Source organism: Phaeobacter inhibens DSM 16374 (assembly GCF_000473105.1).
GTDB classification, from domain to species: domain Bacteria; phylum Pseudomonadota; class Alphaproteobacteria; order Rhodobacterales; family Rhodobacteraceae; genus Phaeobacter; species Phaeobacter inhibens.
Map to the genome: position 1 here is coordinate 1,210,720 of NZ_KI421498.1, position 25,577 is coordinate 1,236,296.

Here is a 25,577-nt window from a genome sequence, read left to right on the forward strand (position 1 = left end):
GCCTGCGCTCTTGTACATATTCATTTTTTAATATATGTAACAAACAGCAGCAGGAGATCCCCCATGAAGCCGATCGTCAAAGCGTTTTTTGATGAACAGACAAACACCGTATCCTATCTGGTGCGCGAGCCCGATGGCACTGCCTGTGCCCTGATCGATTCCGTTTTGGACTTCGATCACGCAGCCGGTCGCACCGACACCCGCTCTGCCGATGAGATGATCGCCTGGGTAAAGGCCGAGGGTCTGCGGGTTGAGTGGATCCTCGAAAGCCACGTTCACGCCGATCACCTCTCAGCAGCCCCCTACCTTCAGGAGCATCTCGGTGGTAAAATCGGCATCGGTGCCAATATCACCCTGGTGCAGGACACCTTCGGCAAAGTCTTCAACGAAGGCACAGAATTTCAACGCGATGGCAGCCAGTTTGACGCGCTGTTCAGGGAGGGCGACAGTTTCCACATCGGGCAATTGCGCGGTGATGTGCTGCACACGCCGGGCCACACCCCTGCCTGTCTCACCTATGTGATTGGAGACGCTGCATTTGTGGGCGATACACTGTTCATGCCCGACTTTGGCACCGCCCGCTGCGATTTCCCCGGTGGCTCTTCGGAAGCGCTGTTTCAGTCGATCCAGAAGATCCTGACGCTCCCCGATGAGACACGTATTTTCGTCGGCCATGACTACAAGGCACCGGGCAGAGACGATTATGCCTGGGAAACCACGGTGGGCGAGCAGAAAGCGCTCAACATCCATATTGGTCAGGGCCGTCCGATTGAGGACTTCGTCGCCATGCGGGATGCCCGCGACGCAACACTGCCGATGCCGCGTCTGATCCTGCCATCTTTGCAGGTCAATATGCGCGCAGGCCAGATGCCGGACGCCGATACAGACGGCAATGTCTACCTGAAGGTGCCGATCAACAAACTCTGATCCGAAGGTTCCTGATAGATCCGGCGCGGATATGTCCGGGGTTGCCTTGCCACAGACTGATAGATCACAAGGATTTCACCATGAATATAGATTGGATCTGGGGACTGATCGGCGGCGCGCTGATCGGTACGGGCGGTGCGGTGTACCTGCTCGGCAACGGACGCATCATGGGCGCCAGCGGCATTCTTGGCGGCCTGATTGATGGCAGCGGCCGTAACAGCGCCGCCGAGCGGCTGGCCTTTATTGCGGGCGTTGTTCTGATCCCGCTGGTGATGTGGCTGACCATCGCCGAAGTGCCGGATACGCATCTCACCTCAAACACTGCGGTGATCGTAGCGGCAGGGCTCCTGGTGGGGCTTGGCACCAGGATTGCAAATGGCTGCACCTCCGGTCACGGCGTATGTGGCATCTCCCGGCTGTCCCTGCGCGGGTTGATTGCCACTGTCATCTATATTCTTGCCGGTGCCCTGACCCTGGCTCTGTTCCGCCATGTCTGGAGCCTGATCTGATGCGTCTTCTTCTGTCTTTCTCGGCTGGCGGGCTGTTTGGCCTTGGCCTGTTTCTCTCTGGCATGACCGACACACAAAAGGTTCAGGGGTGGCTTGATATATTCGGTGCCTGGGATCCGACGCTGGCCTTTGTGATGGGAGGGGCCATATTGCCAATGGCACTGGCCTGGCAGCTGACCCGGGGTCGCGCGCCGCTGGTTGGGGGGCACTTTCCAACCCCACCACGGCAGGAGCTGGATCGACGACTGATCATCGGATCTGTCCTGTTTGGTATCGGCTGGGGGCTGGTTGGCCTCTGCCCCGGACCGGCGATCGCCTCTCTCAGCTATGGCGGCACCGGCGGCATCATTTTCATCGCAGCAATGCTCGTCGGCATGATTGCAGCGCCACCAGTCGCCCTGCGACTGGACCGCGCGGCTGCAAGCACGTAAAAGGCCGGATCATGGACCCACGCACGTTGACCCCCCGCTATTCCGTCTCGCCGCAAATTTCTGTCGAGGACCTGCCGCAACTGGCCGCCGCCGGATTCACCACGGTGATCTGCAACCGCCCTGATGCTGAGGTTCCGCCTAGCCATCAAGCCGATGCCATCCGCGCCGCTGCCGAGGCGCAGGGGTTGCGGTTCGAGGTGCTGCCGCTGACCCACCAAACTATGACACCGGAGAATGTTGCGAAACAGCAAGCCTTCGTAGAGGCCTCAGAAGGTCCGGTGCTGGCCTATTGCGCATCCGGGACCCGCTGCTCGGTTGTCTGGGCATTGGGCCACGCCCCCCTGCTGCCGGTGGATGAGATTCTCGCCACCACCGCGGAGGCCGGGTATCAGCTTGATGGGCTGCGCCCGACGTTGATTGCGGTGGCCACACAGGCGACCCAGACTGCAAACGAAAACTGATATCGTCAGCTGAAGTTCTGATTGTAGATGAGCTTCACCCTGTAAGACGCGGAAATCTAATGGCAGTGCTGATCATGCGCTGCCATTTTCTATTTCGCCCCGCAGTTTGACAGGTTCACCCTGTGCCGCTGTTCAGCCCGGCCAGATCGGAGATTTCCACCGCAGCGGCATCCGCGCTGAAATCGCCCAGGCCGTCACCTAAGCCATCCCCGAAGTCGTCGCCCATAGGCATCGCACCAAGGTCTGGGAGGTCCCCAAGATCAGGCAGATCACCAGACATGGCGTCACCAAGCCCATCGCCCAGACCATCTGGAAGGTCTCCGCCCATCGGCATACCAGCGAGGTCACCACCAAGGTCGCCGCCCAGATCCCCTCCGAGGTCACCGCCCAGATCGCCGCCAAAGCCACCTAGATCACCTCCGAGGTCGCCAAGCCCATCGCCCAGGTCTCCACCCATGCCGCCCATACCGCCCATGGGATCCTGCAAACCGTCGGCCGCGACGGAGAGATCCAAGGTGGGTGGCTCATGCTCCAACGCCCCGGCACCGTCGCCCATATGGGAGGAGAACGCACTCTCGTCAGCCGCACGGTCGTTCACCAATTTCGTGCGAGGATCAGTTAGCCTGACAGCGCGGGCACCGTTCATCTGGCCCAGACGCCCCTGCGCAATAGCCTGACCACTGATGGATATCATTTCCGTCTCATAGAGGAAGGCCTGATCCAGCGGCAGAAGATCCCCCTCCTCGAGCGCGGAAAATTCATTCGCGGGAACCTTCATTCTGCATAGAACAGCGCGTAACTCGGCCCGCATGGATCCCATGTTGCTTCCCAGCGATGGGCCAGCCTGATGGGCGTTTTGGCCTGCCTCGCCCAGATCCTCGGGCGAAGGTTCAGGCAGGATCAGGGTCAGCCCGCCCTGCATCGCCCCGCAGGCAAGATCCAGCGTGAGCTCAATCACCCGGTAGTCTTCGGCCTCGAGCCCGAGAACGAGGCTGCGCACATCCTCCACCTGCGCTCCGAAACGATAGCCGGAGAAAATCGCCTCATCCTTCTGCTGAGCCAGCATCGAGACCACCTTGGCAAAGGTGCGCTCAAGAAAATCGGCAACCATGGCCGCGTCTGTCGGGGTGTAATTCCGCTCACTCGGTGCCTTGCCCAGCACCTGCCCCATGGTCTGCTGTTGGATAAGCGCGGTGACGGTCGGTGCATCCAGAGTGGCGGCCCCAATTCGCCCGTTTGGCCCATCCAGCACCACCAACAGATGCTTGTCCGACAAATGTGGTGGCAAATCCTCGGGAATGCGGTTGGCCTGGCGCGCGGCCAGCACCGCCACGGGAAGATCACACAGATCCGCTGCTGCCCGCGCAATCGAACGGCGCAAAGCCTTAAGGGTCAGCGAACTGGTAAGCCCGCCCTTGCCCTCTTTGGTGGCTGCCAGTTTGCGGGCCAAGACCCCGCCGCCACCATTCGCTGTCGCTTCCGATTTCGTTTCAGACATAGGTTGTAAACCTGCCCCTCTCGCACCGCTTTGCCCTAGATTTACCTCAAGAGTGGTTACCAATAACTTTACGCGAAACAGTTAAACCGGGTTTTCCTGACGAAGAGGTAAGGAAACTTGAAAGGCACCGCCAACCTCCCCCGAAAGATAGGCCACATCGCCGCCGAGACGCTGCATGATCTCCCGACAAATCGCCAGACCAAGGCCCGCACCGCCTGCCCGCTCCGGGCTAACCCTCGAAAATTTCTCAAAAATAGTGGTGCGAAACGCGGGCGGGATCCCGTCACCATTGTCGATGAAATCAATGAACAACCAATGACCACTTTGACGGGCAGTGATGCGCAGTTGCGGATCCGCTGCGGTACAGTATTTGTCGGCGTTGGCGATCAGATTGATGAACACCTGCGCCAACCGGTCCAGATCAGAAGAGAGCCGCATATCATCTGTCGCCGCGTCACGCTCCACACGCAACCGCGCCGATCCATCCGCCAGCGCAGTGGCCACCGCATGATCCAGCACATCCCCCAAGCGCCCGGCACTGATATTGAGGCTCACCTGGCCATTTTCCAGCACGCTAAGGTCCAGTAGATCGTTCAGCAGACGGGTGAGCCGCTGCGCCTCATCATGGATAATGCCCGCATAGCGACTGTGATCCTGCGACGCGAGGTTCTCGGTATCGCGCAGGATTTCGGAAAACGCACGGATGGAGGTCATCGGCGTGCGCAATTCATGGCTCACCTGGCTGAGGAAGGCATCTTTCTGCTGTGACAACTGCGTCAGTTTTTCATTTGTTTCCTGAAGTTTGCGCGCAGTTCTTGACAGTTCTTCAGACTGTGTTTCAAGCCGGTTGGAATACTCGAGGATCTGCGCCGTCTCATCCGCCACCGCCAACAGATCCTGCACCGAGACCGAAGACCCACCGACGATCTGCCCGACCATCGCATGGGCCGCCGCCGCCCCGATAGAGGCGCTGAGCTCGCGCTCCAGCCGCTCCAAGAACGCAGGGGTCGGCTCCGGCAGCGGGCCGCGCCCGCCCTGGCGCGTCAACTCGCTCTGAAAGAACTTCTGCGCCTCACCCGCCCCCAGGATACGCTGAGACATGACCATCAGATCCTCGCTCTGCGCCACGGATCCGGTCCAGCCGCGCGGACCCGAAGAATGGTCAAATACGTGAACAAATTGCGCGCCCTGAAGGCGCTCCATCGGGCTGGGGAAGGTCAGCAGTGACCCGATCAGGAACGCCGCCGTGTTCAATGCCATCGACCACAGAACCGCATGGACCGTAGGGTCCAGCCCCTCAATCCCAAAGAGCGCATGAGGGCGCAGCCACGACAGGCCCAGCACCCCGTCCGCCAGCACATGCGCAGGCAGCAGCCCCCCGCCCAGTTCTGGCAAAAGCATCGTATAAAGCCAGATCGCAAACCCAACGGACAACCCTGCAAGCGCTCCACTGCGGGTCGCGCCGCGCCAGAACAGCCCGCCCACGAGGCTTGGCAGCATCTGTGAAATACCGGTGAACGAAATCAGACCGATAGCCGCCAGCGCCGCACCGCCACCCGAGAGCGTATAATAGAAATAGCCCAGCGCCATGATGCCCGCGATCGACAGCCGCCGCGACAGAAGCACGACATGGCGCACATCCCCGGAGACGGAGGCGCCCACCTCCTGCCAGCGCAGCCAGATCGGCATGACGATATGGTTAGACACCATGGTCGACAATGCCATCGCAGCGACAATCGCCATGGATGTCGCAGAGGAGAACCCTCCCAGAAAGGACAACATCGCCAGACCCTGTTGCCCCTCGGCCAAGGGCAGGGTCAGGACGAATAGATCCGGGTTTGATCCCACTGGCAACAGCTCCAGCCCGATGGCGGCGATCGGCACCACAAAGATCGAGATCAGCAGGAGATAGAGTGGAAACGCCCAGGCCGCGACGCGCAGATGCCGTTCATCCTCATTCTCGACCACCATGACCTGGAACATTCGCGGCAGGCAGACAAAGGCCGCCGCCGAGAGGAAGGTGATCGTCGCCCAGCGCCCGCCATCAACCTGCCATTGCCCGATGGAGGAGGCATCAATCCGGGCCATAGTCTCACCGACCCCACCCGCGATTCCCCAGACAACAAAGATCCCCACTGCCAGCAGCGAGACCAGCTTGACCACCGCCTCAAGTGCCACGGCAGTAACGACGCCATGGTGGCGCTCATTGGCGTTGAGATTGCGCGTACCGAACAGAATGGCAAAAGCTGCCAACCCGGCCGCCACCCAGAACACCGTCTGCGTTTCATTGACACTGCGCAGCGGGTCAGCTTCTGCGAAGATCGAAAAGGACAGCGTAATAGACTGCAGTTGCAGTGAAATATAGGGAGTCGTGCCAATCACTGCGAGAATGGTGACACCAATTGCCAAGAGGTTGGACTTGCCATATCGCGCCGACAGAAGATCCGCGATGGAGGTGATCCGCTGGCTGCGCCCGATACGGACCAGCTTGCGCAACCCCCACCACCAGCCGACCATGACCAGTGTCGGGCCAAGATAGATGGTGATGTATTCCAATCCTGAGCGCGCCGCGTAGCCGACCGCCCCGTAGAAGGTCCAGGCGGTGCAATAGATCGACAGCGACAGTGTGTAGATCAACGGTGACCGCATCCAGCGGGCGGGGCGTCCATGGCTGGCATGACGATCCGCAGCGAAAGCCACGATGAACAGCAGCGCAACATAGCTCAGACAGACCAGCGCCAGAACATTGAGCGACGCCATCAGTCCGCGTCCCCGCCCCGGCGCGGTTCGCCACCTTCGGTCCAGTGCTCCGCCCAGCGCCTCACCGCCAGAGCAAAGCCAAAGCTCGCCAGAATCAACCCCGCCCAGACCACAAGGATATAGATCATGGCCCGTGACAAAGGCATGCCTGACATGCTGTCCGGTGCAGGATAGGGGTCTGGGTCCGGCCACATCAGTGGCACCAGCATTAACAGCGCGCCCAAGACCGGTAACACGCGGGCAACATCCATCAGACGGCGGCGGCGATAGGTCCGGCGCTCAACAAACGGCGCGCCGGTTTCGCCCTCGCTTTCGGCGCCGTCGCCACGGATCATCCCTGGCGGGCCTGTTCGGCCAGATCAGCAGCCGCACCGCCAGCCTCAGACACATCCGCGCGGTTCTGGGCCGCTTGCGCATGAAGGTCGCGGACCGCGGTCAGAACCTCATTGTTGGAGAACGGTTTTGTCATGAACCGAGTGACCCCGGCCTGCTCTGCCATTTCGCGGTCGCGCAGCTGTCCCCTTGCGGTCAGCATCAGAACCGGCAAATCCGGCAGCTGCCCGCTGTCGCGCAGTTCGCGAATGATCTCCAGCCCGCTTTTGCCCGGCAACATCAGATCTAGGATCACCAGATCCGGCTTAGCCGTGCAGATCACCTCAACCGCATCACTGCCATCGGCGTGGCTGTCGACCTGCCAGCCATCGCGGGTCAGCAGAAATCGGATTGCCTCGGTGATATTCGGCTCGTCTTCGACCAGAACAACATGCCTGCCCATTGTGTGGATATTCCTCCCCTACGCCCGATCCTTCGCGAGGTCATTGCCTCAAGGCGTCTCCGTCCTTGGCGCAACAGTAGCGTTGCGGTTACGCCGCTGTCAAAACTCTTCCTTCAGGATCGACGGTTCGCGCCGCGCCACACAGTCGCGGCGCGAACAGATCCGGCAGCTCGCGCCAACTGGCTGCGCCGTCTCCGCCACCTCAACTTTGGGCAAGATCAGCATCACCGCGTGATACAGCGGATCGCTATCAAAATCTGGCCGCTGATGAGGCCAGGAGACCGCCAGACAGTCAAAACCAACGGCACTACGCCCCTGCTGCACCACATCCCGGCGCACAGGCACCTGAGGGCGCGATAGCGCAGTATAAAGCGGCCACAACGGACAGGAGGCTCCGAACCTTGGCAATGCAAACCCCGTGACCGGCTTGCGGAAAAGGATCGAGCCAGAGGCATCGCAGACCACCAGCCCCGCCTCCTGGCCGAGCACTGCAGGCGGCAACGCCCCAAGCCGACGCAGCACCGTCGACAAATCACAGTCAAACGCACGAGCCAAGTTGACGGGCGCAATCCCACCGCTGGCCAGGCATTCAGCAAGCGGCGACAAAGGCAGCGCCTCGGCGTCGGCGCAGTATTGCAACAGGGCCGCACGGGCGATGACACGCCCCGCCTCACTCACCAGATCGCTCCCCTGCGCAATCAGCACCTCAATCAGATCCCCCCGCGCCTTAGTCTCCGCCTCTTCCAGATCCGGAAAGTGATGACCATGAGTGGCAAAAAACTGCTCGACCTCCTCCTGGGGGACACCACGGCGATCAGCGGAGGTATTACTCTCATCAAGGAAGTTCACCAACGCGCGGCTACTTTCTGCAAGGCGCAGCGAATCCTCATTGAGGTTCTTGTGGAACCGGTCACGCCATTCGACCTCCAGCTCTCCGGTCTCCGCCAGGATCGACGCGGTTGAACGGATCGCCGCAGCAGTGGACAGAACCTCATGCAGCGAGGCTGCCAGCTGCGGGTCATGGGTCAGCCGGTCCGACAGGGTTTGAACCGTCCGCTCCAAACTGGCTATACGTTGCTGGCTTTGCGCCAGCACCTCGGCCCAGCCCGGGAACCTGCCCGCAAATTCATCCACCCGGTCCAGCTCCGCCACCGGCCGGGGCAGATCCGCGGCAGCCTCCCGCAGGGTCGACAGCAGCGCCACCTCCGCCCCTTCCGTCAGCATCGAAGGTTCCACCGCCAGCACCCGCGCCAGATCAACCAGTAGTTTGCCACCGATTCTGCGCCGGTTGTGTTCAATCAGGTTCAGATAGGAGGCTGAGATTTCCACCTGTCGCGCAAGATCGGCCTGCCGCAGCCCCAGCATCAACCGCCGCTCGCGGATGCGGCTCCCTGTCAGCGTGTCACGCCCCATGGCGGCACTCCCTTCCAAAAGCATGGCGGATCAAGGGCTTTCTGCATTGCAACATAAGTTTCTTTACAGAGAACCCTTAACACCTGTTCATTTGTTTACAGAATAAGTCAGTATTTCAAGGGTTTTATTGCGTGATTTTACAAGCCGCGCCCATACTGGTTTTGCACGAGAACGTGCGGACGTCAGCGGAAGTGAGGAGCTGTTGCCGTCGTTACACATAAGGGAGGATTACATGTCCAAGACTGACGTATCGCGTCGCGGTGTCCTGAAGACCGGTGCCATCGCGGGCGCCGGCGTGGCGCTTCCGACGATCTTTACCGCATCGTCTGCAGCCGCGTTTACAAATGAGCCAACCGGCAGCACCGTGACGCTGGGCTTCAACGTACCCCAAACCGGCCCCTACGCGGATGAGGGCGCGGATGAGCTGCGCGCCTATCAGCTGGCGGTCGAACACCTGAATGGCGGCGGCGACGGCGGCATGATGAACACCTTCTCATCCAAGGCCCTGCAGGGCAACGGGATCATGGGCAAGGAAGTCAAATTCGTCACTGGCGACACGCAGACAAAATCGGACGCGGCCCGTGCATCGGCCAAGTCGATGATCGAAAAAGACGGCGCCGTGATGATCACCGGCGGTTCGTCCTCCGGTGTGGCGATTGCTGTACAGGGCCTCTGCCAAGAGGCTGGCGTGATCTTCATGGCCGGTCTCACCCACTCCAACGACACCACCGGCAAAGACAAGAAGGCCAATGGTTTCCGCCATTTCTTCAACGGCTATATGTCGGGTGCGGCTTTGGCACCGGTGCTGAAGAACCTCTACGGCACGGACCGGAACGCCTATCACCTGACGGCGGATTACACCTGGGGCTGGACACAGGAAGAATCCATCGCCGCCGCCACCGAGGCGCTGGGATGGAACACCGTGAACAAGGTGCGCACGCCGCTGGCGGCAACCGACTTCTCGTCCTACATTGCGCCGGTTCTGAACTCCGGCGCCGACGTGCTGGTGCTGAACCACTATGGCGGCAACATGGTGAACTCGCTCACCAACGCAGTACAGTTCGGTCTGCGTGAAAAGGTTGTAAACGGCAAGAACTTCGAAATCGTTGTTCCGCTTTACTCCCGCCTGATGGCCAAGGGTGCCGGTGCCAACGTGAAGGGCATTCACGGGTCCACGAACTGGCACTGGTCGCTGCAGGACGAAGGCTCGCAAGCATTCGTACGCTCCTTCGGCTCCAAATATGGCTTCCCACCGAGCCAGGCGGCACATACCGTCTATTGCCAGACCCTGCTTTATGCAGATGCCGTAGAACGCGCGGGCTCCTTCAACCCCTGCGCCGTTGTTGAGGCCCTTGAAGGGTTTGAGTTCGACGGTTTGGGCAATGGCAAGACGCTGTACCGTGCCGAAGACCACCAGTGCTTCAAAGACGTGCTGGTCGTACGTGGTAAGGAAAACCCGACCTCGGAGTTCGACCTGCTTGAAGTCGTCGAAGTAACCCCGGCGGAACAAGTGACCTACGCGCCCGATCATCCGATGTTTGCTGGCGGTGCCCTTGGCACCTGCAACAGCGGCGCCTGATCACAGACCTGGGGCGGGCGCAGATCATGTGCCCGCCCTGCTAATCTCCCGGCGTCAACCTGCCCGACAATTCACGACGACAGGACCAGCGCCAGCGGCGCTGAACAGCCGACTTATGCCAATTCCAGACGGACCAACCGAAGGTGGGGACAATGGACGCAATCCTATTGCAAATCTTAAACGGGCTCGACAAGGGCTCGGCCTATGCGCTGATCGCGCTGGGTCTGACACTCATCTTTGGCACGCTTGGCGTGGTGAACTTCGCCCATGGGGCGCTGTTCATGATCGGCGCCTTCTGTGCGGTCACCGTGCAACGGGTCCTGAGCCTCAGCTTTGAAACCGTGGATGAAACCCAGAAGGACTTTCTGGGCAACCCGCTCAAAGTGAAAACCCCCTATGTCGAAAGTTGGTTCGGCCCCGAGGTGGGCGGTGCGATCATTGACTGGGCGGTACCACTCGCGATCCTCTTTGCCATCCCGATCATGATCGGCGTCGGCTATGTTATGGAACGCGGGCTGATCAAACATTTCTACAAACGCCCCCATGCAGACCAGATTCTGGTGACCTTCGGCCTCGCCATCGTGCTGCAGGAAGTGGTCAAGTACTTCTACGGCGCCAACCCAATCCAAACCCCTGCCCCGGACGCCCTGAACGGCGTTGTCAACCTCGGCTCCATCATCGGAATGGACATCGTCTATCCGGTCTGGCGTGTGGTCTATTTCTTCTTTGCTGTGGTCATTATCGGCGGCATCTTCTCCTTCCTGCAATTCACCACGTTTGGCATGGTGGTGCGCGCAGGCATGGCCGACCGTGAGACTGTGGGCTTGTTGGGCATCAATATCGACCGCCGCTTTACCATCATGTTCGGTATTGCTGCTGCGGTCGCAGGGCTGGCTGGTGTTATGTATACCCCGATCAACTCCCCCAACTATCACATGGGCATGGATTTTCTGGTGCTGAGCTTTGTTGTGGTTGTTGTCGGCGGCATGGGCTCCCTACCCGGCGCGGTGCTGGCAGGATTTCTTCTCGGTGTGCTCGAAAGCTTCGCCTCGATGAATGAAATCAAATCCCTGATCCCCGGCATCGACCAGATCATCATCTATGTGGTCGCAATCATCATTCTGCTCACCCGCCCGCGGGGCCTGATGGGCCGCAAAGGTGTGATGGAGGACTAAGCACATGTTCGCACTCAACAAAAAAGACAAAACGCTGCTGCTGGTCGTTGCCATCCTGACCCTGTTTGCACCGTTCATCCTGAACCCCTTCCCGACGGGCAGCGCCCTGGCGCAGTTCAACGCGGGCTACCCCGACCTGATGCAACGGTTTGTGATCTTTGGGATCTTTGCCATTGGTTTCAACATTCTGTTTGGCCTTACGGGCTACCTGTCCTTTGGCCATGCCGCCTTCCTTGGTGTCGGGTCTTATTCGGCGGTGTGGATGTTCAAGCTGCTGAGCATGAACGTGGTGCCCGCCATTGTACTCTCTGTGATCGTCGCGGGCCTGTTTGCACTGGTGATCGGCTATGTCAGCCTGCGGCGCTCCGGCATCTACTTCTCGATCCTTACGCTGGCTTTTGCGCAGATGTCGTTCAACCTGGCCTATTCGGTGTTGACCCCAATCACCAATGGCGAGACCGGCCTGCAGCTGACGCTGGATGATCCCCGTGTTCTGGGCGTGTCGGCGACCGCAGATGGCTCCATCCCGGTGACCAGCCTCTTTGGCCTGGAAATGCGCTCGACCTTCGAGATGGTTGTGGGTCCATGGGCGTTCCAGTTCAACGCGGGCTACTATCTCTGCGCGCTGATCCTGCTGGCCGCCTTTTACCTGTCGATCCGCATCTTCCGCTCGCCTTTTGGTCTGATGCTGAAGGCCGTGAAGTCGAACCAGCAGCGGATGAACTACACTGGTCTGAATACCCGGCCCTACACACTGGCCGCGTTTGTGATCTCGGGCATGTATGCCGGTCTGGCTGGTGGTCTGATGGCCTCAATGGACCCGCTGGCAGGCGCTGAGCGGATGCAGTGGACCGCCTCTGGTGAAGTGGTCCTGATGACCATCCTCGGCGGTGCCGGCACGCTGATCGGGCCGGTTCTGGGCGCAGGTTTCATCAAATACTTCGAAAACATCTTTTCCAAGATCAATGACAACGTCCTGCACAGCTGGTTCAGCTTCATGCCCGACGGGATCGAAGATGCGATGGTCTTCATCGTCCACCCCTTCATCGGCAAGGGCTGGCATCTGACCCTCGGCATCCTGTTCATGCTGGTCGTGATCTTCCTGCCCGGTGGCCTGGTCGAAGGCGGACAGAAGCTGCGCGGCTGGATCCAGGGGCGCAAAGCCAAAAAAGACGGCCCTTCGGGCAAAACTGAACCTGCGGAATAAGGAGCAAGACCAATGGGTATCCTTGAAGTCAAAAACGTGGGCAAGCGGTTCGGTGGCCTTCAGGCACTGTCCGAGGTGAACCTCAGCGTGCGCGAAAACACTGTCCACGCCATCATCGGCCCCAATGGGGCGGGCAAGTCCACGCTGCTGAACTGTCTGGTAGGTAAGCTGATCCCGGACACCGGATCGGTGATGTTCGACGGCAAATCCGTCCTGGGCCGCGCGCCCTACGAGATCAACCAGATGGGCATCTCCCGTGTGTTCCAGACGCCTGAGATCTTTGGCGATCTGTCGGTGCTGGAAAACATGATGATCCCCTGCTTTGCCAAACGTGACGGCGCTTTTGAAATGAATGCGATCAGCGCCGTCTCTGGCCAGCGCGACATTCTGGAGAAGGCAGAGCACATGCTGGAGGAGATGAACATGGCCGACAAACGGCACATGAACGCCGCCTCCATGTCACGCGGGGATAAGCGGCGGCTCGAGATTGGCATGTGCCTGTCACAAGAACCCCGCCTTCTGCTGCTGGATGAACCGACAGCGGGCATGGCGCGGGCCGACACCAACAACACCATCGACCTGCTAAAACAGATCAAATCTGAGCGCGACATTACCATCGCGATCATCGAACACGACATGCACGTCGTGTTCTCACTGGCAGATCGGATCACTGTGCTGGCACAGGGCACTCCGCTGGTGGAAGACGACCCGCAGAACATCAAAGGCAACCCGAAGGTGCGCGAAGCCTACCTCGGCGAGTCGGCGTAAGGAGATCACAGATGAACGTCAAACCCGACTTTTCCAAACACGCCAACCACGCCACCACGGCACCGGCCTTTCTGTCGGTCTGGGATATGCATGCCTACTACGGCGAGAGTTACATCGTGCAGGGCATTTCCTTCAACGTGCATGAAGGCGAGATCCTCGCCCTGTTAGGCCGGAACGGCGCTGGCAAGACCTCGACGCTGCGCTCAATCGCGCGCACTGGCTCACCGATGGTAACCAAGGGTGAGATCTGGCTCGACCATCAGCCCCTGCACAAGATGTCCTCGCACGAAGCCTCCGCCGCGGGTCTGGGTCTGGTGCCGGAAGATCGCCGCATCATCCCTGGCCTGACGGTCGAAGAGAACTTGCAACTTGCACAGATTGCACCGCCCATCGGCTGGTCGCTTGAGCGGCTCTATGAATTATTTCCGCGTCTTGGCGAACGCCGCAAGCAGGAGGGTGTCACGCTTTCCGGAGGCGAACAGCAGATGCTGGCCATTGCGCGCGCGCTGGCGCGTGACATCAAGGTGCTGCTACTGGATGAGCCTTATGAAGGGCTGGCACCCGTCATCGTCGATGAGATCGAAAAAACCCTTGCCCACATCAAGCAGCAAGGCATCACTACCGTCATTGTCGAACAAAACGCAGTGCGCGCCCTTGAACTGGCGGACCGTGCCGTGATCCTTGATACCGGTGGCATTGTCTTTGATGGTTCCGCAGCGGAGGTTCTTGAGAACGAAGAACTGCGCGCCGAATACCTGGCCATCTGATCCCAACACTCCCCGTCGGGCCGGTTCATGTGCCGGCCTTGGCACCTTGGGGCTGATGCGGTGGCATCGGCCCCTTTTTTTGACTGCACATCATGGAACCGGTGCCGCCCGTTTTCAAAGAGTCGCGCTTGCTCCCGGTTGCTCATTTGCCCTCTGAATTCGCTTTGCTTTGCGCCGGAACACCGGTTATCTGCCCCCATGACCGATCTTGCCTTTGAATTTGCGCCAGTAGGGATTGCCCTGCTTGACCAACGGGTGATCCAGCGCTGCAACCAGCAGTTTGCCGAAACCTTTGGCGGCGACAGCAGCAGCTATGTCGGCCTGCCCATCGCCGAGCTTTACCCCAGCCGGGAAGATTTCCAACGCATCGGCGACCGGCTGCAACAGCCAGACGCACAATCCGGGCATTATAACGACGAACGGATCATGCGTCGGCGCAATGGCGACCTGTTTTGGTGTCGGGTGCGGGGGCGGTCTCTGACACCGGAGCACCATTTTCGCAGCGGTGTCTGGAGCTTTGCTGATATCTCGGACGACCGGCCGGTGGTCAGCCTCACCCCGCGTGAGCGTGATGTGGCAATCCTCACCTGTCGTGGACTGTCAGCAAAGGAAATCGGCGCTGAGCTGAACTTGTCCTATCGAACCATTGAAACCCACCGGGCGCATCTTCTGGTCAAATTCTCTGCCCGCAAACTGCCTGAACTGGTGGCGAAACTAACCGGAATGCCGCTCTGAACAGGGATCCGCACCGCAAGATTGCAAATCGCGTCAAGGGCGCCCATGTTAGCGTCCATATTGTCAGCGCTTTCCTTGTGGTAAAGCATACCCTATAAGCGCCTTCAAATCTTATGCCCGCAGTTTCTGTGGGCCTGTCGGAACCGGCTGAGGACAAAAATGACAAATAAGACCCACGAAGCAGACGTATCCTTCATCAAAGCGCTGGCGGAACTGCTGCGCGACAATGACCTGACCGAACTGCAGGTGAAACGGGACTACGGCGAAGACGACAGCCTGAATGTGCGCGTGTCGCGTCAGACCATCGCCGCACCTGCCCCGGTGCAGGCATACGCAGCCCCTGCGCCTGTTGCCGCTGCTCCTGCAGCACCGGCTGCTCCTGCCGCAGCACCTGCCGCCACCAATGACGATCCCGCAAGCCATCCCGGCGCTGTCCCGTCGCCGATGGTGGGCACCGTTTACACCCAGCCCGAACCCGGCGCGCCGACCTTTGTAAAGGTGGGTGATCAGGTGGCCGAAGGCGATACCCTGCTGATCGTCGAAGCCATGAAAACCATGAACCATATCCCGGCCCCAAAAGCCGGCACTATCAAGCGTATCCTCGTCGAAGACGGCGCAGCGGTCGAGTTCGGAACTCCGCTGGCCATCATCGAGTAAGGGTCCACCATGTTTGACAAGATCCTGATTGCCAACCGCGGTGAGATCGCCCTTCGCGTGATCCGTGCCTGCCGGGAGATGGGCATCCAGTCGGTTGCCGTCCATTCCACCGCAGACGCTGATGCCATGCATGTGCGCATGGCCGATGAATCCGTTTGCATTGGACCGCCCTCCGGCACCCACAGCTACCTGTCGATCCCCGCCATTATCTCCGCTTGTGAGATCACTGGTGCGCAGGCAATCCACCCCGGCTATGGCTTCCTGTCGGAAAATGCCAATTTCGTGCAGATTGTTGAGGATCACGGCCTCACCTTCATCGGTCCGACTGCTGAACACATCCGCGTCATGGGTGACAAGATCACCGCCAAGGACACGATGAAGGACCTCGGCGTGCCTTGTGTACCCGGTTCTGACGGCGGTGTGCCCGATCTGGAAACCGCCAAGAAGATTGGCGAAGACATCGGCTATCCCGTGATCATCAAGGCCACCGCCGGTGGTGGCGGTCGTGGCATGAAGGTGGCCAAGACCGCTGCCGACATGGAGCAGGCTTTCATGACGGCGCGTGCCGAGGGCAAGGCTGCTTTTGGCAACGACGAGGTCTATATCGAGAAATACCTGACCACGCCGCGCCACATTGAGATCCAGGTCTTCGGTGACGGCAAGGGCAAGGCCGTCCATCTGGGCGAGCGGGACTGTTCACTGCAGCGCCGCCACCAAAAGGTGTTCGAGGAGGCCCCCGGCCCCTGTATCACCCCGGAAGAGCGCGCCCGCATCGGCAAGACCTGTGCTGAGGCCGTGGCCAAGATCAACTACATCGGCGCCGGGACCATCGAGTTCCTCTATGAGAAAGGCGAGTTCTATTTCATCGAGATGAACACCCGCCTTCAGGTGGAACACCCGGTCACGGAAAGCATCTTTGGTGTCGATCTGGTGCGCGAGCAGATCCGCGTCGCCGAGGGGCTGCCGATGTCCTTCAGCCAAGACGATCTGGAAATCAACGGCCACTCCATCGAAGTGCGCATAAACGCCGAGAAACTGCCGAACTTCTCGCCCTGCCCGGGCAGGATCACCCAGTATCACGCCCCCGGCGGTTTGGGTGTTCGCATGGACTCGGCGCTTTATGACGGCTATTCGATTCCGCCCTACTATGACAGCTTGATCGGCAAGTTGATCGTGCATGGACGCGACCGGCCCGAGGCCTTGGCGCGTCTGAGCCGCGCATTGGGTGAGTTGATCGTGGATGGTGTCGACACCACCGTGCCGCTGTTCCACGCGCTGCTAGAGGAAAAGGACATCCACACCGGTGAGTATAATATTCACTGGTTGGAGCACTGGCTGGAAACCAACCTCGGCAACGCCTAAGAGATCGGGGCGGTCCAATCGGGCCGCCCCTTCTTGATTTCTGCACCGGCCAATACATCAACCGTACCGGACTTTTTTCGGTTCCGTGACTGCCCACTCCCGTTTTAGACTAACGCCATGACCCTCACGCCAGACCTGCTGCTGCACGCCTATTCCGTCGGCGTTTTTCCCATGGCCGAAAGCCGGGACGACCCGGAGGTGTTCTGGGTAGACCCCAAGCGGCGTGGTATCTTCCCGGTTGGCGGCTTTCGGCTGTCGCGGTCACTGACCAAGACCCTGCGACGGGGTGAATACGAGATCGCAGTGAACCGGGATTTTGCAGCTGTGCTGGATGGTTGCGCAGACCGAGAAGAAACCTGGATCAACCCGGAAATCCGCGCCAGATACATTGACCTTCACAATCAGGGCAACGCCCATTCGCTTGAGGTCTACCATGCTGGTATGCTGACTGGCGGCGTCTATGGCGTGGCTCTGGGGGGCGCATTCTTTGGTGAGAGCATGTTCTCACGGCGGCGTGACGCGTCCAAGATCGCACTGACCTATCTGATGGACCGTTTGCAACAAACCGGGTTCACGCTCTGCGATACACAATTTCTGACGCCGCATCTGGCCTCGCTTGGGGCGATCGAAATCACCAGGGCGAGCTACCGCCGCCAATTGCGCGACGCGCTGGATATCGCCGCAGACTTCACCGTTGCTGAGCTGCCCGACCCTCAGGTGCTGGTGCAGCGCATGACCCAGACGTCATAACGGCTGTGGTCCAGCGCATTCAGCGCCGGGCTTGAGGCGATCATCCAACCGTCGAAATACACAGTGGCATCATTGGGATTGCGCACGGTCAGATAGGCATAGGCATCGCCTGTCGGGTTGTCCGCCGGATAGCGGCATTCCCGCAGACTGACGATCACGCCGAAAATTTCCGCGCTGCCGCCCACTGGAATTTCCAGATCCTGTGTCTGACCGTTGACCTTATCGAGACCGCGCAGAACAGCCGAACTGCCGTTCTCCGCAGCCCCCTGCGCCGAAGCGGTGCCAATGCTCAATCCACATGCCAAGACTGCCGAGAGCAGACGCATCACCCCTCGTCCCCGCCACCTGCAACGAACTTCACCAGAAGCGAGATCAGGCTGACCGCGCCTTGGGTATCTTCCACCGCATCGCCGGCTTCAAAGGCGAAGGGAGACCCGCCTGGCATCACTTCGACAAAATTTCCACCCAGCAGCCCTTCGGAGGATATCACCACCGCGCTGTCGTCCGGGATCTCAATCCCGTCTTTCACCGAAAACCGCGTGTCAGCGCGGAAAGTCTGAGGATTGAGATCAACCCCGGTCACGGTGCCGATCTTGACACCGGCAAGGCGTACATCGGTGCCGATGCTGACCCCCTCCAATGAACGAAAGGAGGCATTCAGTTCATAGCTTGATCCGGCCCGCGACAAGCCCGCGGCCTGCCCGGCATAGACGGCAAATCCAATTGCAGCGGCCAGAACCAGCCCACCTGCCAGAACCTCGGTAGTGTTATGCGACATGCTGTTTCAGCCCCTGCCCTTGGATGGTTGGCGATCCTGCCAACCGATCAGCGCCATATCCGGGCGCTGCTGTCTCACATGGATAGGCCGGACTTATTCCGGCGACCATGCCTCATAGTCGCTACGTTCCTTCGGTGCGCCAGCGGCTCGGATCGACCCGGCAGGCGCGTAGGCCAGCATGGTGCCGGTCAGGTTTTCCTGATGCGGCTTTTCCCAGGATTTATGCGCAAGCGGCTTTTCCGACGGAACTTCGTCAAAGGTGCGGTGCAGCCAGCCATGCCAATCCGCGCCAATGCGGGAGGCCTCGACCTCACCGTTGAACATCACCCAGCGTTTGCTGTCGTCGGCATTGCGGTAAAACACGTTGCCCTGATCATCTTCGCCCACCTTGAGCCCCTTACGGGCGGTGAAAATACGCGTATTCAGGGTCGAGCCATTCCACCAGGTTACAGCCCGCAAGAGAGAGTTCAGGATTCCCATCGGTTCCTCCGAAAATTTCGCTTCTGATATGGCGCAATTTGCCGCCAAGGTCCAGACACGCCGCACCCGCCCGTGGGGATTGTCGCAAAACTTCTTGGACAATTGCACAAACGGGCCACAATTGCGGCCCATGTTGATCTCGAAATCTTAACATCCGATAGCGAGACCGCCCGTGCGCTTCATCCTTTCTCTGGTCGCCACCCTTATTGTCACTGTTGCCGTTCTGGATCTTTTGCAGGTTACCAGCCTGATGATCCATGGCACGACAGCCCCGCAAGGGCCCAAGACAATTCGCCTGACTGAACCAGAGAACGGAGATTGGCAGAAGATGACAAAGAAAACACTGACCGCCGCAAAAGCCATGCTGGGTCTGGAGCCGGAACCGGAGAAAAGCGAGTTGCAGCAGCTAATGGACCGGCGGCGCAAGGAAACCGCGCCGATGCGCGCCTTCGAATTCTAGCCCCCGCCGAACCAAAGTTACCCCTAGGTCGGAGCCACCGCCGTCACTTCAATCTCTATCCGAAACTTCGGGTCGATCAAGCCGCATTCAATCATCGTTGCAGCGGGTGGGTTGTCCCCAAAGGTCTGCGCCAACACCGGCCAGCAGGGTTCGAATTCTGCCCGGTCCGGCATGTAGTAGTTCACCCGCACCACATCGGCAAAGCTGGCGCCTGCGTCTTCAAGGGCTGCCCCGATAATCTCCAGCGCCGATTTACACTGCGCCACCACATCATCCCCCTGCCCAACAGTCCCCGCGACATGCACAAAGCCGCCGGCAATCACGGCGCGGCAATAGCCGATCTTGGCTTCGAACTCACCACCTGAGGAGATACGTTTGATCATTACAACAGCCCTTCGTTATCGAAAAACGGCGCAGGATTTCCCCTGCGCCGCCTAAATTCAATCTTCACTGTGACACGCGTGTCACCCTTACACTCAGCCCGCTGTCGCCGACTCTTTTTCGGCGTCGGCGTGGATCATCAGCGGTTGTGCGTCCGAGTTCACGGCCTCTTCATTCACGACCACTTTTTCGACGCTGTCCATTCCCGGCAGCTCAAACATGGTGTCGAGCAGGATATCCTCCAGAATAGAGCGCAGACCACGGGCGCCGGTTTTGCGTTCGATCGCTTTCTTCGCGATGGAGCTCAGTGCTTCTTCGGTGAAGTCCAGTTCGGTGTCTTCCAGTTCAAAGAGACGCTGATACTGTTTGACCAGAGCGTTCTTCGGCTTGGTCAAGATTGTGATCAATGCATCTTCGTCCAGATCTTCCAGCGTCGCCAGAACCGGCAAACGGCCGACGAATTCCGGGATCAGGCCGAATTTCAGCAGATCTTCCGGTTCCAGATCCTTGAAGGTTTCGCCCACACCCGCATCGCTGTCGTCGCGCACATCGGCACCAAAGCCCATGGCCGAACCTTTGCCGCGCTGCTTGATGATCTTGTCCAGGCCCGCAAAAGCGCCGCCACAGATGAACAGGATATTGGTGGTGTCGACTTGCAGGAATTCCTGCTGCGGATGCTTGCGCCCCCCCTGCGGCGGAACCGAGGCAACGGTGCCTTCCATCAGCTTCAGCAGGGCCTGCTGCACGCCCTCGCCCGACACATCGCGGGTGATCGAAGGGTTTTCCGACTTGCGCGTGATTTTGTCGACCTCGTCGATATAGACGATGCCGCGCTGCGCGCGCTCGACGTTATATTCCGACGCCTGCAGCAGCTTGAGAATGATATTCTCAACATCCTCACCCACATAACCGGCTTCGGTCAACGTGGTGGCGTCCGCCATGGTGAAGGGCACATCCAGGATCCGCGCCAGCGTCTGTGCCAGCAGCGTCTTGCCGCAGCCGGTCGGGCCAATCAGCAGGATGTTGGATTTCGACAATTCAATGTCCGAACCCGCCTTCTGGGCGTGGTTCAGGCGCTTGTAGTGATTGTGCACCGCAACCGACAGCACCCGCTTGGCCATGGCCTGACCAATCACATAGTCGTCCAGAACTTCGCAGATGTCCTTGGGCGTGGGCACGCCGTCGGTGGATTTCAGGCCAGAGGCCTTGGTCTCTTCGCGGATGATGTCCATGCACAATTCGACGCATTCGTCGCAGATGAACACGGTTGGGCCCGCAATTAGCTTGCGCACCTCATGCTGGCTCTTGCCGCAGAAGCTGCAATAAAGCGTGTTCTTGCTGTCGCCGCTTGAGTTCGTTGCCATGGTCTACCTTTCCGTCCGGGGCGTGCATGCGCCTCCTGCGCCACCCGTAATATTGGCAGCTTATGCCACCGGCACAGCCGCCACAATCGCAAAGTGTGCCCCGATGACGACGGGGCACACCTGCCAGCTCATACCGTAGATCAGCTGTCCTGGTCGTCCAGCTTGCTGCGGTTTTCGACGATTTCATCGATCAGACCGAAGTCTTTTGCGTCCTCAGGCGACATGAAGTTGTCGCGCTCCAGCGCGTCCACGATCTTGTCGTATTCCTGACCGGTGTGCTTAACGTAGATTTCGTTCAGACGCTTCTTCAGTTTCAGCGTTTCCTCGGCGTGGATCATGATATCCGTCGCCTGACCCTGAAAACCACCAGAGGGCTGGTGCACCATGACGCGGCTGTTGGGCAGCGAGAAGCGCATCCCGGCCTCGCCAGCAGTCAGCAGCAGCGAGCCCATGGACGCCGCCTGACCAATCACCAGCGTCGAGACTTTCGGCTTGATGTACTGCATGGTGTCATAGATCGACAGACCCGAGGTCACAACGCCGCCCGGGCTGTTGATGTACATCGAGATCTCTTTCGAGGGGTTTTCCGCCTCAAGATGCAGCAACTGCGCCACGATGAGAGAGCTCATCCCGTCGTGAACCGGACCATTCAGAAAAATGATCCGCTCCTTCAGCAGGCGGGAAAAGATATCATAGGCGCGTTCGCCGCGGCTGGTCTGTTCCACCACCATCGGCACCAGCGTGTTCATGTATGTTTCTCTTGGATCGACCATATTGACCTGCCTGCTTTGAATTGTGTCGGCATCATAGCCGACTGAGTATTACCTGAGTCTTAGTGCCCGCACATTTGGGCTGCAAGAGGCGGCGATTGTTTTTGCCTTCTGCTGTGGCCAGCCCCGAACCGGCGGCACCGATGGCGCAAACAGTCAGGTCGGCGTCGAAAACCGCAGTCTCGCCGTCGCAAAACGTTGGATGCAAGCCGCAGATCGGGGTTAACTAGCATAGATCAAAGACCCAACCGAAACCGGCGTGTTACAGGTTCCCCACATGATCGATGACTACTTCGTGCAAAAAGGGGCTTCGGCCAATCTGACCATCCCTTTTGACGGTGAGCCTCAGGATTTCTATTTTCTGTTGTTGCCCAAGGCAACGATGTTGCCCATTGCGGCTGCCGTTGAACCGCTGCGCATTGCCAATCAGGTCACCAACACGCAGCTCTATCGCTGGTATGTAATGACGCCCGACGGCGCGCCGATCCAATGTTCCAACGGGATGGCCATCACCCCCGATCTGCCAATGGGACCGCTGCCGGGGGATGCTCTGGCGTTTGTCTGCTCCGGAGTGGAACCGCAGAATGCCGCCAGTGACGCGGTGCTGAACTGGTTGCGACGCGAACGCCGCTTTGGCCGCTCCATCGGCGGAATTTGTACCGGCGCCTTTGCTCTGGCGCAGGCCGGGCTTCTGGGCGATCATCGCTTCACCCTGCATTGGGAGAACCAGCCCGGGTTTGTGGAACGCTATCCGGATCTGTTGCCCTCACCCCGGATCTTTGAGATCAGCGATACGCTGATGACCTGCGGCGGCGGCAATGCAGCCACCGATATGATGCTGAACCTGATCGAAGACCGCCACGGCAAGCAGTTGGCGATCATCGTCGCCGACATGTGCCTGCATGTGCGCACCGGCGGTCAGAGCACACCGCAGAAATCCAACTATGCTGTCGCCATCGGCAGCCGGAACCAACGCCTGCTGAACGCACTGCAACTGATGCAGGAATCGATTGAAGAGCCGCTCTCCATCGGTGAGCTGTGTGATCGGTTGGATATTTCGCGCCGCCAGTTGGAGCGGCTCTTTGCCCGCTATCTCGACCAGAGCCCGATGCATGTCTATTTCGACATGCGCCTTAGCCATGCGTTTGCGCTGATGAATGAAACATCAATGTCCGTCACGGAGATCGCGCTGGCGTCCGGTTTCAACAGTGCCACGCATTTCTCACGCCAATTCAAACGCAAATTTGGCGCCAGCCCGCATTTCTTCCGCAAGGGCTGGAACTAAACAGCCCTTGCGGAGACAGATGTTATTCGGCCCGATCAGCCGTCGATCTTGCGCCCCATGATTGCCAAGGACTGCTGGTAGACCGTTGCAGCATTCCACTGTTTCAGGACTTTATAGTTGGGCTCCCCCTGCTGATAGCCGCGCCCCGGCTTCCAGCCTTTCTTGCGTAGAAAATAGGCGGTTGAGGCCAGCGCATCGCCCATGTTGTAGAAATCCACACGTCCGTTGCCGTCCCAGTCGACACCATAGTTCAGCGCATTGCCGGGCAAAAACTGAGTATGGCCCAATTCGCCATGTTTGGCCCCCTTGGTGGCACCGGTGATCGCGCCACGATCCACCAGTTTCAGCGCTCCAATTGCATGGGGTTTAAAAAACTCCGAGCGGCGGCAGTCATAGGTCAGTGTCACGATGGCAGAGACCACCTGACTGTCCCCCATGTAGTTGCCAAACGCGGTTTCCATACCGTGAATGGCGATCAGGATCCCGGCAGGCACACCGTATTTGCGTTCCAGCGCGGCAAAGAATTCGGCATTGCGCGCCTTACGCTTGCGCCCCTGTGCGATGATCGTATTGGCACCGCGGATCTGCATGAATTTCTCCAGAGAATAGCGAAAGCTCTTCTGGTTGCGGTCGGCGGCAATGGTGCGACGGGCGTAGGTCGTATTGGCCAGAGCATTCAACCCGGCTTGGCGCACGCCTGCCCGCTTGGCCTCGGCGGCGAAATCGCGTTTCCAGCTGTCAAATCCGGCGGAAGTATTGCCGCAGGGAGCGGCGATCACAGTATGTGGCAGGCTACAAAACACTGCTCCAGCCAGCGTGAGCGCCGAGAGATGCCGCGCCAGGCGCCGTCTCGGCTCCGCCCTCTCTGGGGAGATTGCAGAATTTGAGAGAGATCGGCGAAACAACTGGAAAATCATAATAACCTGGGTCCAACGCTTGGGAAGTGGGTGTTCAGTCTAGCTGATTTCTGCATCAAAACCAGCCGCAGGATCAGCGTTTTTCCCCCTTGTGCGTGTTGATGCCCTTACCCGCGCTCAGGCAAAGGCGCTGCCTGAAGCCAGCGCCAGACCATCCGCCACCGCCGTCATCGCATTTTCGGTGTACAGCTCCGCCTCAGGGCAAAGCTGTTGCATCTGCTGCTGTACGCCCCTCAACAGGGCTGAGCCGCCCACCAGCACCACCCGCGAAACCTGCTCCTCGCGCAGGTCGGCGCGGCGCAGGGTTTCCCGGGCGCAAGCGGTGATTTCGGCGATATCACCGGCAAGGCTGCGCTGAAGCCCCTCAGCGACGAGGGGCACCGACAGACCCCGTTCGAGCACTTTCAGATCAATCACCGCATTCCGCTCCCCCGGCTGGTTGGCCGCAATTTTGCCGCGCTCAACCGCAAAAGCCAGATCATGGCCCAATTCATCCTCCAGCACCGACACCAGACGGGCCAGCTTCTCTGGCTCTTCGGCATTGCGCGCCAGATCCTGTGCGGCGCGGCGGCTATCCGCGGCGTAGAGGAAAGGGATCATCTGCCATGTCGCCAGATCGTTGAACAACCGATTGGGTGCAGGCAGGCTGCCACCACCGAAGCTGTTGCGAATGGCGCTGCCCCGCCCTAGAAGCGGCATGACGTGATCGATACTGAGCTGCCGGTCGAAATCTGTCCCGCCAAGGCGCACACCGTGTGAGGCCAGAATGCGGGTCGTGCCCTCTGCAGTCTGCTCAAACGCGGTGAAGTCCGAGGTCCCGCCGCCGATGTCGACAATCAATCCGATACCCGATTGCGCGCGGGCCGAACGCAGGGCGGCCTCTGGTTCTAGCATGAAGCGCACATCCTCAAACCCCGCAGCCATGTAGCAGGCCCGCAGATCGACCTCCGCCTGCGCATTGCGGGTGGTGTCCTTGCTGTGAAACAGCACCGGACGGCCGGACAGCGCATGGGTGAAAGTCTGACTGGTGGCGGCCTCTGCACGCGCCTTCAGCTCTGCCAGAAACCGCGCCACAATGGTTACAAAATCAACCAGCTCTCCGTTCAGGCGACGTTTTTCGTGCATCAGGGGGGTGCCAAGCAGGCTTTTCAAGGCGCGCATAAATCGCCCTTCGTCGCCGTTGATCAGCGCCCGTGTGGCACGGCGCCCGATGGTCATTCTACGGCTATCAAGGTCAAAGAACACCGCCGTCGGCAGAGTGGTTTCCCCCGGCTCGGCTTCGATCAGCCAGGGACGCCCGTTCACGGCGACACCCGCGGCGGAGTTCGAGGTGCCAAAGTCGATACCAAGGGTGTTGGGATGGGTCAT

Annotated in this window: 28 protein-coding genes; 15 read left to right on the forward strand and 13 right to left on the reverse strand. The window is 59.6% G+C overall.

Features of this window, described 5'->3' with window-relative positions; genetic code table 11:
* Positions 1-63: 63 nt before the first annotated feature.
* The 4 genes from INHI_RS0109465 to INHI_RS0109480 all read left to right on the forward strand — a co-directional run bounded on the left by INHI_RS0109465 (position 64) and on the right by INHI_RS0109480 (position 2,328).
* Positions 64-927 carry an MBL fold metallo-hydrolase gene (locus tag INHI_RS0109465; RefSeq protein WP_014879777.1) on the forward strand — a complete coding sequence of 288 codons (864 nt, stop codon included), beginning with the start codon at positions 64-66 and terminating at the stop codon, positions 925-927.
* 80 nt (positions 928-1,007) lie between these two features.
* The gene (locus tag INHI_RS0109470; RefSeq protein ID WP_027247496.1) at positions 1,008-1,436 is read left to right on the forward strand and encodes a YeeE/YedE family protein; all 429 of its coding nucleotides are present in this window, start codon (positions 1,008-1,010) and stop codon (positions 1,434-1,436) included.
* On the forward strand, positions 1,436-1,867 hold the full coding sequence (locus INHI_RS0109475; RefSeq protein ID WP_027247497.1) for a DUF6691 family protein: 432 nt from the start codon (positions 1,436-1,438) through the stop codon (positions 1,865-1,867). The genes INHI_RS0109470 and INHI_RS0109475 overlap by 1 nt, the downstream gene beginning before the upstream one ends.
* Before the next feature lie 11 nt (positions 1,868-1,878).
* A complete protein-coding gene (locus INHI_RS0109480; RefSeq protein WP_027247498.1) occupies positions 1,879-2,328 on the forward strand; it encodes a protein tyrosine phosphatase family protein in 450 nt (149 codons plus the stop codon).
* Between the two features lie 115 nt (positions 2,329-2,443).
* On the opposite strand, the gene INHI_RS0109485 is transcribed toward INHI_RS0109480, so the two are convergent.
* The 5 genes from INHI_RS0109485 to INHI_RS0109505 form a co-directional block, all read right to left on the reverse strand.
* Positions 2,444-3,826, reverse strand: a complete 1,383-nt coding sequence (locus INHI_RS0109485; RefSeq protein ID WP_027247499.1) for a FliM/FliN family flagellar motor switch protein — start codon at positions 3,824-3,826, stop codon at positions 2,444-2,446.
* Positions 3,827-3,907: 81 nt separating this feature from the next.
* Complete coding sequence (locus INHI_RS0109490) at positions 3,908-6,586, reverse strand: sensor histidine kinase (RefSeq protein ID WP_027247500.1); 2,679 nt, start codon at positions 6,584-6,586, stop codon at positions 3,908-3,910.
* Positions 6,586-6,921, reverse strand: coding sequence for a hypothetical protein (locus INHI_RS0109495; RefSeq protein WP_027247501.1), 336 nt, complete (start codon positions 6,919-6,921; stop codon positions 6,586-6,588). Before INHI_RS0109495 ends, INHI_RS0109490 begins: the two co-directional genes overlap by 1 nt.
* On the reverse strand, positions 6,918-7,361 hold the full coding sequence (locus INHI_RS0109500) for a response regulator transcription factor (RefSeq protein ID WP_014879770.1): 444 nt from the start codon (positions 7,359-7,361) through the stop codon (positions 6,918-6,920). Before INHI_RS0109500 ends, INHI_RS0109495 begins: the two co-directional genes overlap by 4 nt.
* A 99-nt stretch (positions 7,362-7,460) precedes the next feature.
* Positions 7,461-8,774: an XRE family transcriptional regulator gene (locus INHI_RS0109505; RefSeq protein WP_027247502.1), complete on the reverse strand. Its 1,314-nt coding sequence runs from the start codon at positions 8,772-8,774 to the stop codon at positions 7,461-7,463.
* Positions 8,775-9,006: 232 nt separating this feature from the next.
* Here INHI_RS0109505 and INHI_RS0109510 point away from each other — a divergent pair, with 232 nt between their 5' ends.
* The 9 genes from INHI_RS0109510 to aat all read left to right on the forward strand — a co-directional run bounded on the left by INHI_RS0109510 (position 9,007) and on the right by aat (position 17,774).
* Complete coding sequence (locus tag INHI_RS0109510) at positions 9,007-10,353, forward strand: substrate-binding protein (protein WP_014874393.1); 1,347 nt, start codon at positions 9,007-9,009, stop codon at positions 10,351-10,353.
* A gap of 152 nt (positions 10,354-10,505) precedes the next feature.
* Positions 10,506-11,528, forward strand: coding sequence for a branched-chain amino acid ABC transporter permease (locus tag INHI_RS0109515; protein WP_014874392.1), 1,023 nt, complete (start codon positions 10,506-10,508; stop codon positions 11,526-11,528).
* Between the two features lie 4 nt (positions 11,529-11,532).
* Complete coding sequence (locus INHI_RS0109520) at positions 11,533-12,735, forward strand: branched-chain amino acid ABC transporter permease (protein ID WP_027247503.1); 1,203 nt, start codon at positions 11,533-11,535, stop codon at positions 12,733-12,735.
* A 12-nt stretch (positions 12,736-12,747) separates the two neighbouring features.
* Positions 12,748-13,503 (forward strand): ABC transporter ATP-binding protein, encoded by a 756-nt coding sequence (locus INHI_RS0109525; RefSeq protein ID WP_024097550.1) that lies wholly within the window; start codon positions 12,748-12,750, stop codon positions 13,501-13,503.
* A gap of 11 nt (positions 13,504-13,514) precedes the next feature.
* Positions 13,515-14,270 (forward strand): ABC transporter ATP-binding protein, encoded by a 756-nt coding sequence (locus INHI_RS0109530; protein WP_027247504.1) that lies wholly within the window; start codon positions 13,515-13,517, stop codon positions 14,268-14,270.
* A gap of 198 nt (positions 14,271-14,468) precedes the next feature.
* Positions 14,469-15,005 carry a PAS and helix-turn-helix domain-containing protein gene (locus tag INHI_RS0109535; protein WP_027247505.1) on the forward strand — a complete coding sequence of 179 codons (537 nt, stop codon included), beginning with the start codon at positions 14,469-14,471 and terminating at the stop codon, positions 15,003-15,005.
* 159 nt (positions 15,006-15,164) lie between these two features.
* Entirely contained in the window at positions 15,165-15,662 is a 498-nt protein-coding gene (gene accB / locus INHI_RS0109540; protein WP_014874387.1) for an acetyl-CoA carboxylase biotin carboxyl carrier protein, read from the forward strand.
* A 9-nt stretch (positions 15,663-15,671) separates the two neighbouring features.
* Complete coding sequence (gene accC, locus INHI_RS0109545) at positions 15,672-17,024, forward strand: acetyl-CoA carboxylase biotin carboxylase subunit (protein ID WP_027247506.1); 1,353 nt, start codon at positions 15,672-15,674, stop codon at positions 17,022-17,024.
* A gap of 117 nt (positions 17,025-17,141) precedes the next feature.
* Positions 17,142-17,774, forward strand: coding sequence for a leucyl/phenylalanyl-tRNA--protein transferase (gene aat / locus INHI_RS0109550; RefSeq protein WP_014879765.1), 633 nt, complete (start codon positions 17,142-17,144; stop codon positions 17,772-17,774).
* Here the strand turns inward: aat and INHI_RS0109555 are convergent.
* The 3 genes from INHI_RS0109555 to INHI_RS0109565 form a co-directional block, all read right to left on the reverse strand.
* Entirely contained in the window at positions 17,738-18,100 is a 363-nt protein-coding gene (locus INHI_RS0109555) for a DUF2155 domain-containing protein (protein WP_014874384.1), read from the reverse strand. The genes aat and INHI_RS0109555 overlap by 37 nt on opposite strands.
* A complete protein-coding gene (gene mlaD / locus INHI_RS0109560) occupies positions 18,100-18,552 on the reverse strand; it encodes an outer membrane lipid asymmetry maintenance protein MlaD (protein ID WP_014874383.1) in 453 nt (150 codons plus the stop codon). The genes INHI_RS0109555 and mlaD overlap by 1 nt, the downstream gene beginning before the upstream one ends.
* 93 nt (positions 18,553-18,645) lie before the next feature.
* Positions 18,646-19,032 (reverse strand): NADH:ubiquinone oxidoreductase subunit NDUFA12, encoded by a 387-nt coding sequence (locus INHI_RS0109565; RefSeq protein ID WP_014874382.1) that lies wholly within the window; start codon positions 19,030-19,032, stop codon positions 18,646-18,648.
* A 172-nt stretch (positions 19,033-19,204) separates the two neighbouring features.
* Here INHI_RS0109565 and INHI_RS0109570 point away from each other — a divergent pair, with 172 nt between their 5' ends.
* Positions 19,205-19,492: a hypothetical protein gene (locus tag INHI_RS0109570; protein WP_027247507.1), complete on the forward strand. Its 288-nt coding sequence runs from the start codon at positions 19,205-19,207 to the stop codon at positions 19,490-19,492.
* Between the two features lie 23 nt (positions 19,493-19,515).
* On the opposite strand, the gene INHI_RS0109575 is transcribed toward INHI_RS0109570, so the two are convergent.
* From INHI_RS0109575 to INHI_RS0109585, 3 genes are all read right to left on the reverse strand, one after another.
* Complete coding sequence (locus INHI_RS0109575; RefSeq protein WP_027247508.1) at positions 19,516-19,875, reverse strand: RidA family protein; 360 nt, start codon at positions 19,873-19,875, stop codon at positions 19,516-19,518.
* 93 nt (positions 19,876-19,968) lie between these two features.
* Positions 19,969-21,237, reverse strand: a complete 1,269-nt coding sequence (gene clpX / locus INHI_RS0109580; protein WP_014874379.1) for an ATP-dependent Clp protease ATP-binding subunit ClpX — start codon at positions 21,235-21,237, stop codon at positions 19,969-19,971.
* A gap of 140 nt (positions 21,238-21,377) precedes the next feature.
* Complete coding sequence (locus tag INHI_RS0109585; RefSeq protein WP_014879759.1) at positions 21,378-22,010, reverse strand: ATP-dependent Clp protease proteolytic subunit; 633 nt, start codon at positions 22,008-22,010, stop codon at positions 21,378-21,380.
* 274 nt (positions 22,011-22,284) lie between these two features.
* Between INHI_RS0109585 and INHI_RS0109590 the strand changes: the two genes are divergently transcribed.
* On the forward strand, positions 22,285-23,292 hold the full coding sequence (locus tag INHI_RS0109590; protein ID WP_014874377.1) for a GlxA family transcriptional regulator: 1,008 nt from the start codon (positions 22,285-22,287) through the stop codon (positions 23,290-23,292).
* Between the two features lie 35 nt (positions 23,293-23,327).
* Here INHI_RS0109590 and INHI_RS0109595 read toward each other — a convergent pair whose 3' ends face one another.
* Both INHI_RS0109595 and INHI_RS0109600 read right to left on the reverse strand, forming a co-directional pair.
* Entirely contained in the window at positions 23,328-24,209 is an 882-nt protein-coding gene (locus INHI_RS0109595) for a lytic murein transglycosylase (RefSeq protein ID WP_014879757.1), read from the reverse strand.
* A 117-nt stretch (positions 24,210-24,326) separates the two neighbouring features.
* Complete coding sequence (locus tag INHI_RS0109600; protein WP_027247509.1) at positions 24,327-25,577, reverse strand: Hsp70 family protein; 1,251 nt, start codon at positions 25,575-25,577, stop codon at positions 24,327-24,329.

Coding starts and splice junctions, on each gene's coding strand:
- aat (WP_014879765.1), top strand. CDS start 17,142: ATGACCCTCACGCCAGACCTGCTGCTGCACGCCTATTCCGTCGGCGTT.
- INHI_RS0109495 (WP_027247501.1), bottom strand. CDS start 6,921: ATGATCCGTGGCGACGGCGCCGAAAGCGAGGGCGAAACCGGCGCGCCG.
- INHI_RS0109530 (WP_027247504.1), top strand. CDS start 13,515: ATGAACGTCAAACCCGACTTTTCCAAACACGCCAACCACGCCACCACG.
- INHI_RS0109575 (WP_027247508.1), bottom strand. CDS start 19,875: ATGATCAAACGTATCTCCTCAGGTGGTGAGTTCGAAGCCAAGATCGGC.
- INHI_RS0109480 (WP_027247498.1), top strand. CDS start 1,879: ATGGACCCACGCACGTTGACCCCCCGCTATTCCGTCTCGCCGCAAATT.
- INHI_RS0109525 (WP_024097550.1), top strand. CDS start 12,748: ATGGGTATCCTTGAAGTCAAAAACGTGGGCAAGCGGTTCGGTGGCCTT.
- INHI_RS0109595 (WP_014879757.1), bottom strand. CDS start 24,209: ATGATTTTCCAGTTGTTTCGCCGATCTCTCTCAAATTCTGCAATCTCC.
- INHI_RS0109535 (WP_027247505.1), top strand. CDS start 14,469: ATGACCGATCTTGCCTTTGAATTTGCGCCAGTAGGGATTGCCCTGCTT.
- INHI_RS0109510 (WP_014874393.1), top strand. CDS start 9,007: ATGTCCAAGACTGACGTATCGCGTCGCGGTGTCCTGAAGACCGGTGCC.
- INHI_RS0109505 (WP_027247502.1), bottom strand. CDS start 8,774: ATGGGGCGTGACACGCTGACAGGGAGCCGCATCCGCGAGCGGCGGTTG.
- accB (WP_014874387.1), top strand. CDS start 15,165: ATGACAAATAAGACCCACGAAGCAGACGTATCCTTCATCAAAGCGCTG.
- INHI_RS0109565 (WP_014874382.1), bottom strand. CDS start 19,032: ATGGGAATCCTGAACTCTCTCTTGCGGGCTGTAACCTGGTGGAATGGC.
- INHI_RS0109470 (WP_027247496.1), top strand. CDS start 1,008: ATGAATATAGATTGGATCTGGGGACTGATCGGCGGCGCGCTGATCGGT.
- INHI_RS0109515 (WP_014874392.1), top strand. CDS start 10,506: ATGGACGCAATCCTATTGCAAATCTTAAACGGGCTCGACAAGGGCTCG.
- INHI_RS0109590 (WP_014874377.1), top strand. CDS start 22,285: ATGATCGATGACTACTTCGTGCAAAAAGGGGCTTCGGCCAATCTGACC.
- accC (WP_027247506.1), top strand. CDS start 15,672: ATGTTTGACAAGATCCTGATTGCCAACCGCGGTGAGATCGCCCTTCGC.
- INHI_RS0109555 (WP_014874384.1), bottom strand. CDS start 18,100: ATGCGTCTGCTCTCGGCAGTCTTGGCATGTGGATTGAGCATTGGCACC.
- INHI_RS0109520 (WP_027247503.1), top strand. CDS start 11,533: ATGTTCGCACTCAACAAAAAAGACAAAACGCTGCTGCTGGTCGTTGCC.
- mlaD (WP_014874383.1), bottom strand. CDS start 18,552: ATGTCGCATAACACTACCGAGGTTCTGGCAGGTGGGCTGGTTCTGGCC.
- INHI_RS0109465 (WP_014879777.1), top strand. CDS start 64: ATGAAGCCGATCGTCAAAGCGTTTTTTGATGAACAGACAAACACCGTA.
- INHI_RS0109585 (WP_014879759.1), bottom strand. CDS start 22,010: ATGGTCGATCCAAGAGAAACATACATGAACACGCTGGTGCCGATGGTG.
- INHI_RS0109490 (WP_027247500.1), bottom strand. CDS start 6,586: ATGGCGTCGCTCAATGTTCTGGCGCTGGTCTGTCTGAGCTATGTTGCG.
- INHI_RS0109600 (WP_027247509.1), bottom strand. CDS start 25,577: ATGACCCATCCCAACACCCTTGGTATCGACTTTGGCACCTCGAACTCC.
- INHI_RS0109485 (WP_027247499.1), bottom strand. CDS start 3,826: ATGTCTGAAACGAAATCGGAAGCGACAGCGAATGGTGGCGGCGGGGTC.
- clpX (WP_014874379.1), bottom strand. CDS start 21,237: ATGGCAACGAACTCAAGCGGCGACAGCAAGAACACGCTTTATTGCAGC.
- INHI_RS0109500 (WP_014879770.1), bottom strand. CDS start 7,361: ATGGGCAGGCATGTTGTTCTGGTCGAAGACGAGCCGAATATCACCGAG.
- INHI_RS0109475 (WP_027247497.1), top strand. CDS start 1,436: ATGCGTCTTCTTCTGTCTTTCTCGGCTGGCGGGCTGTTTGGCCTTGGC.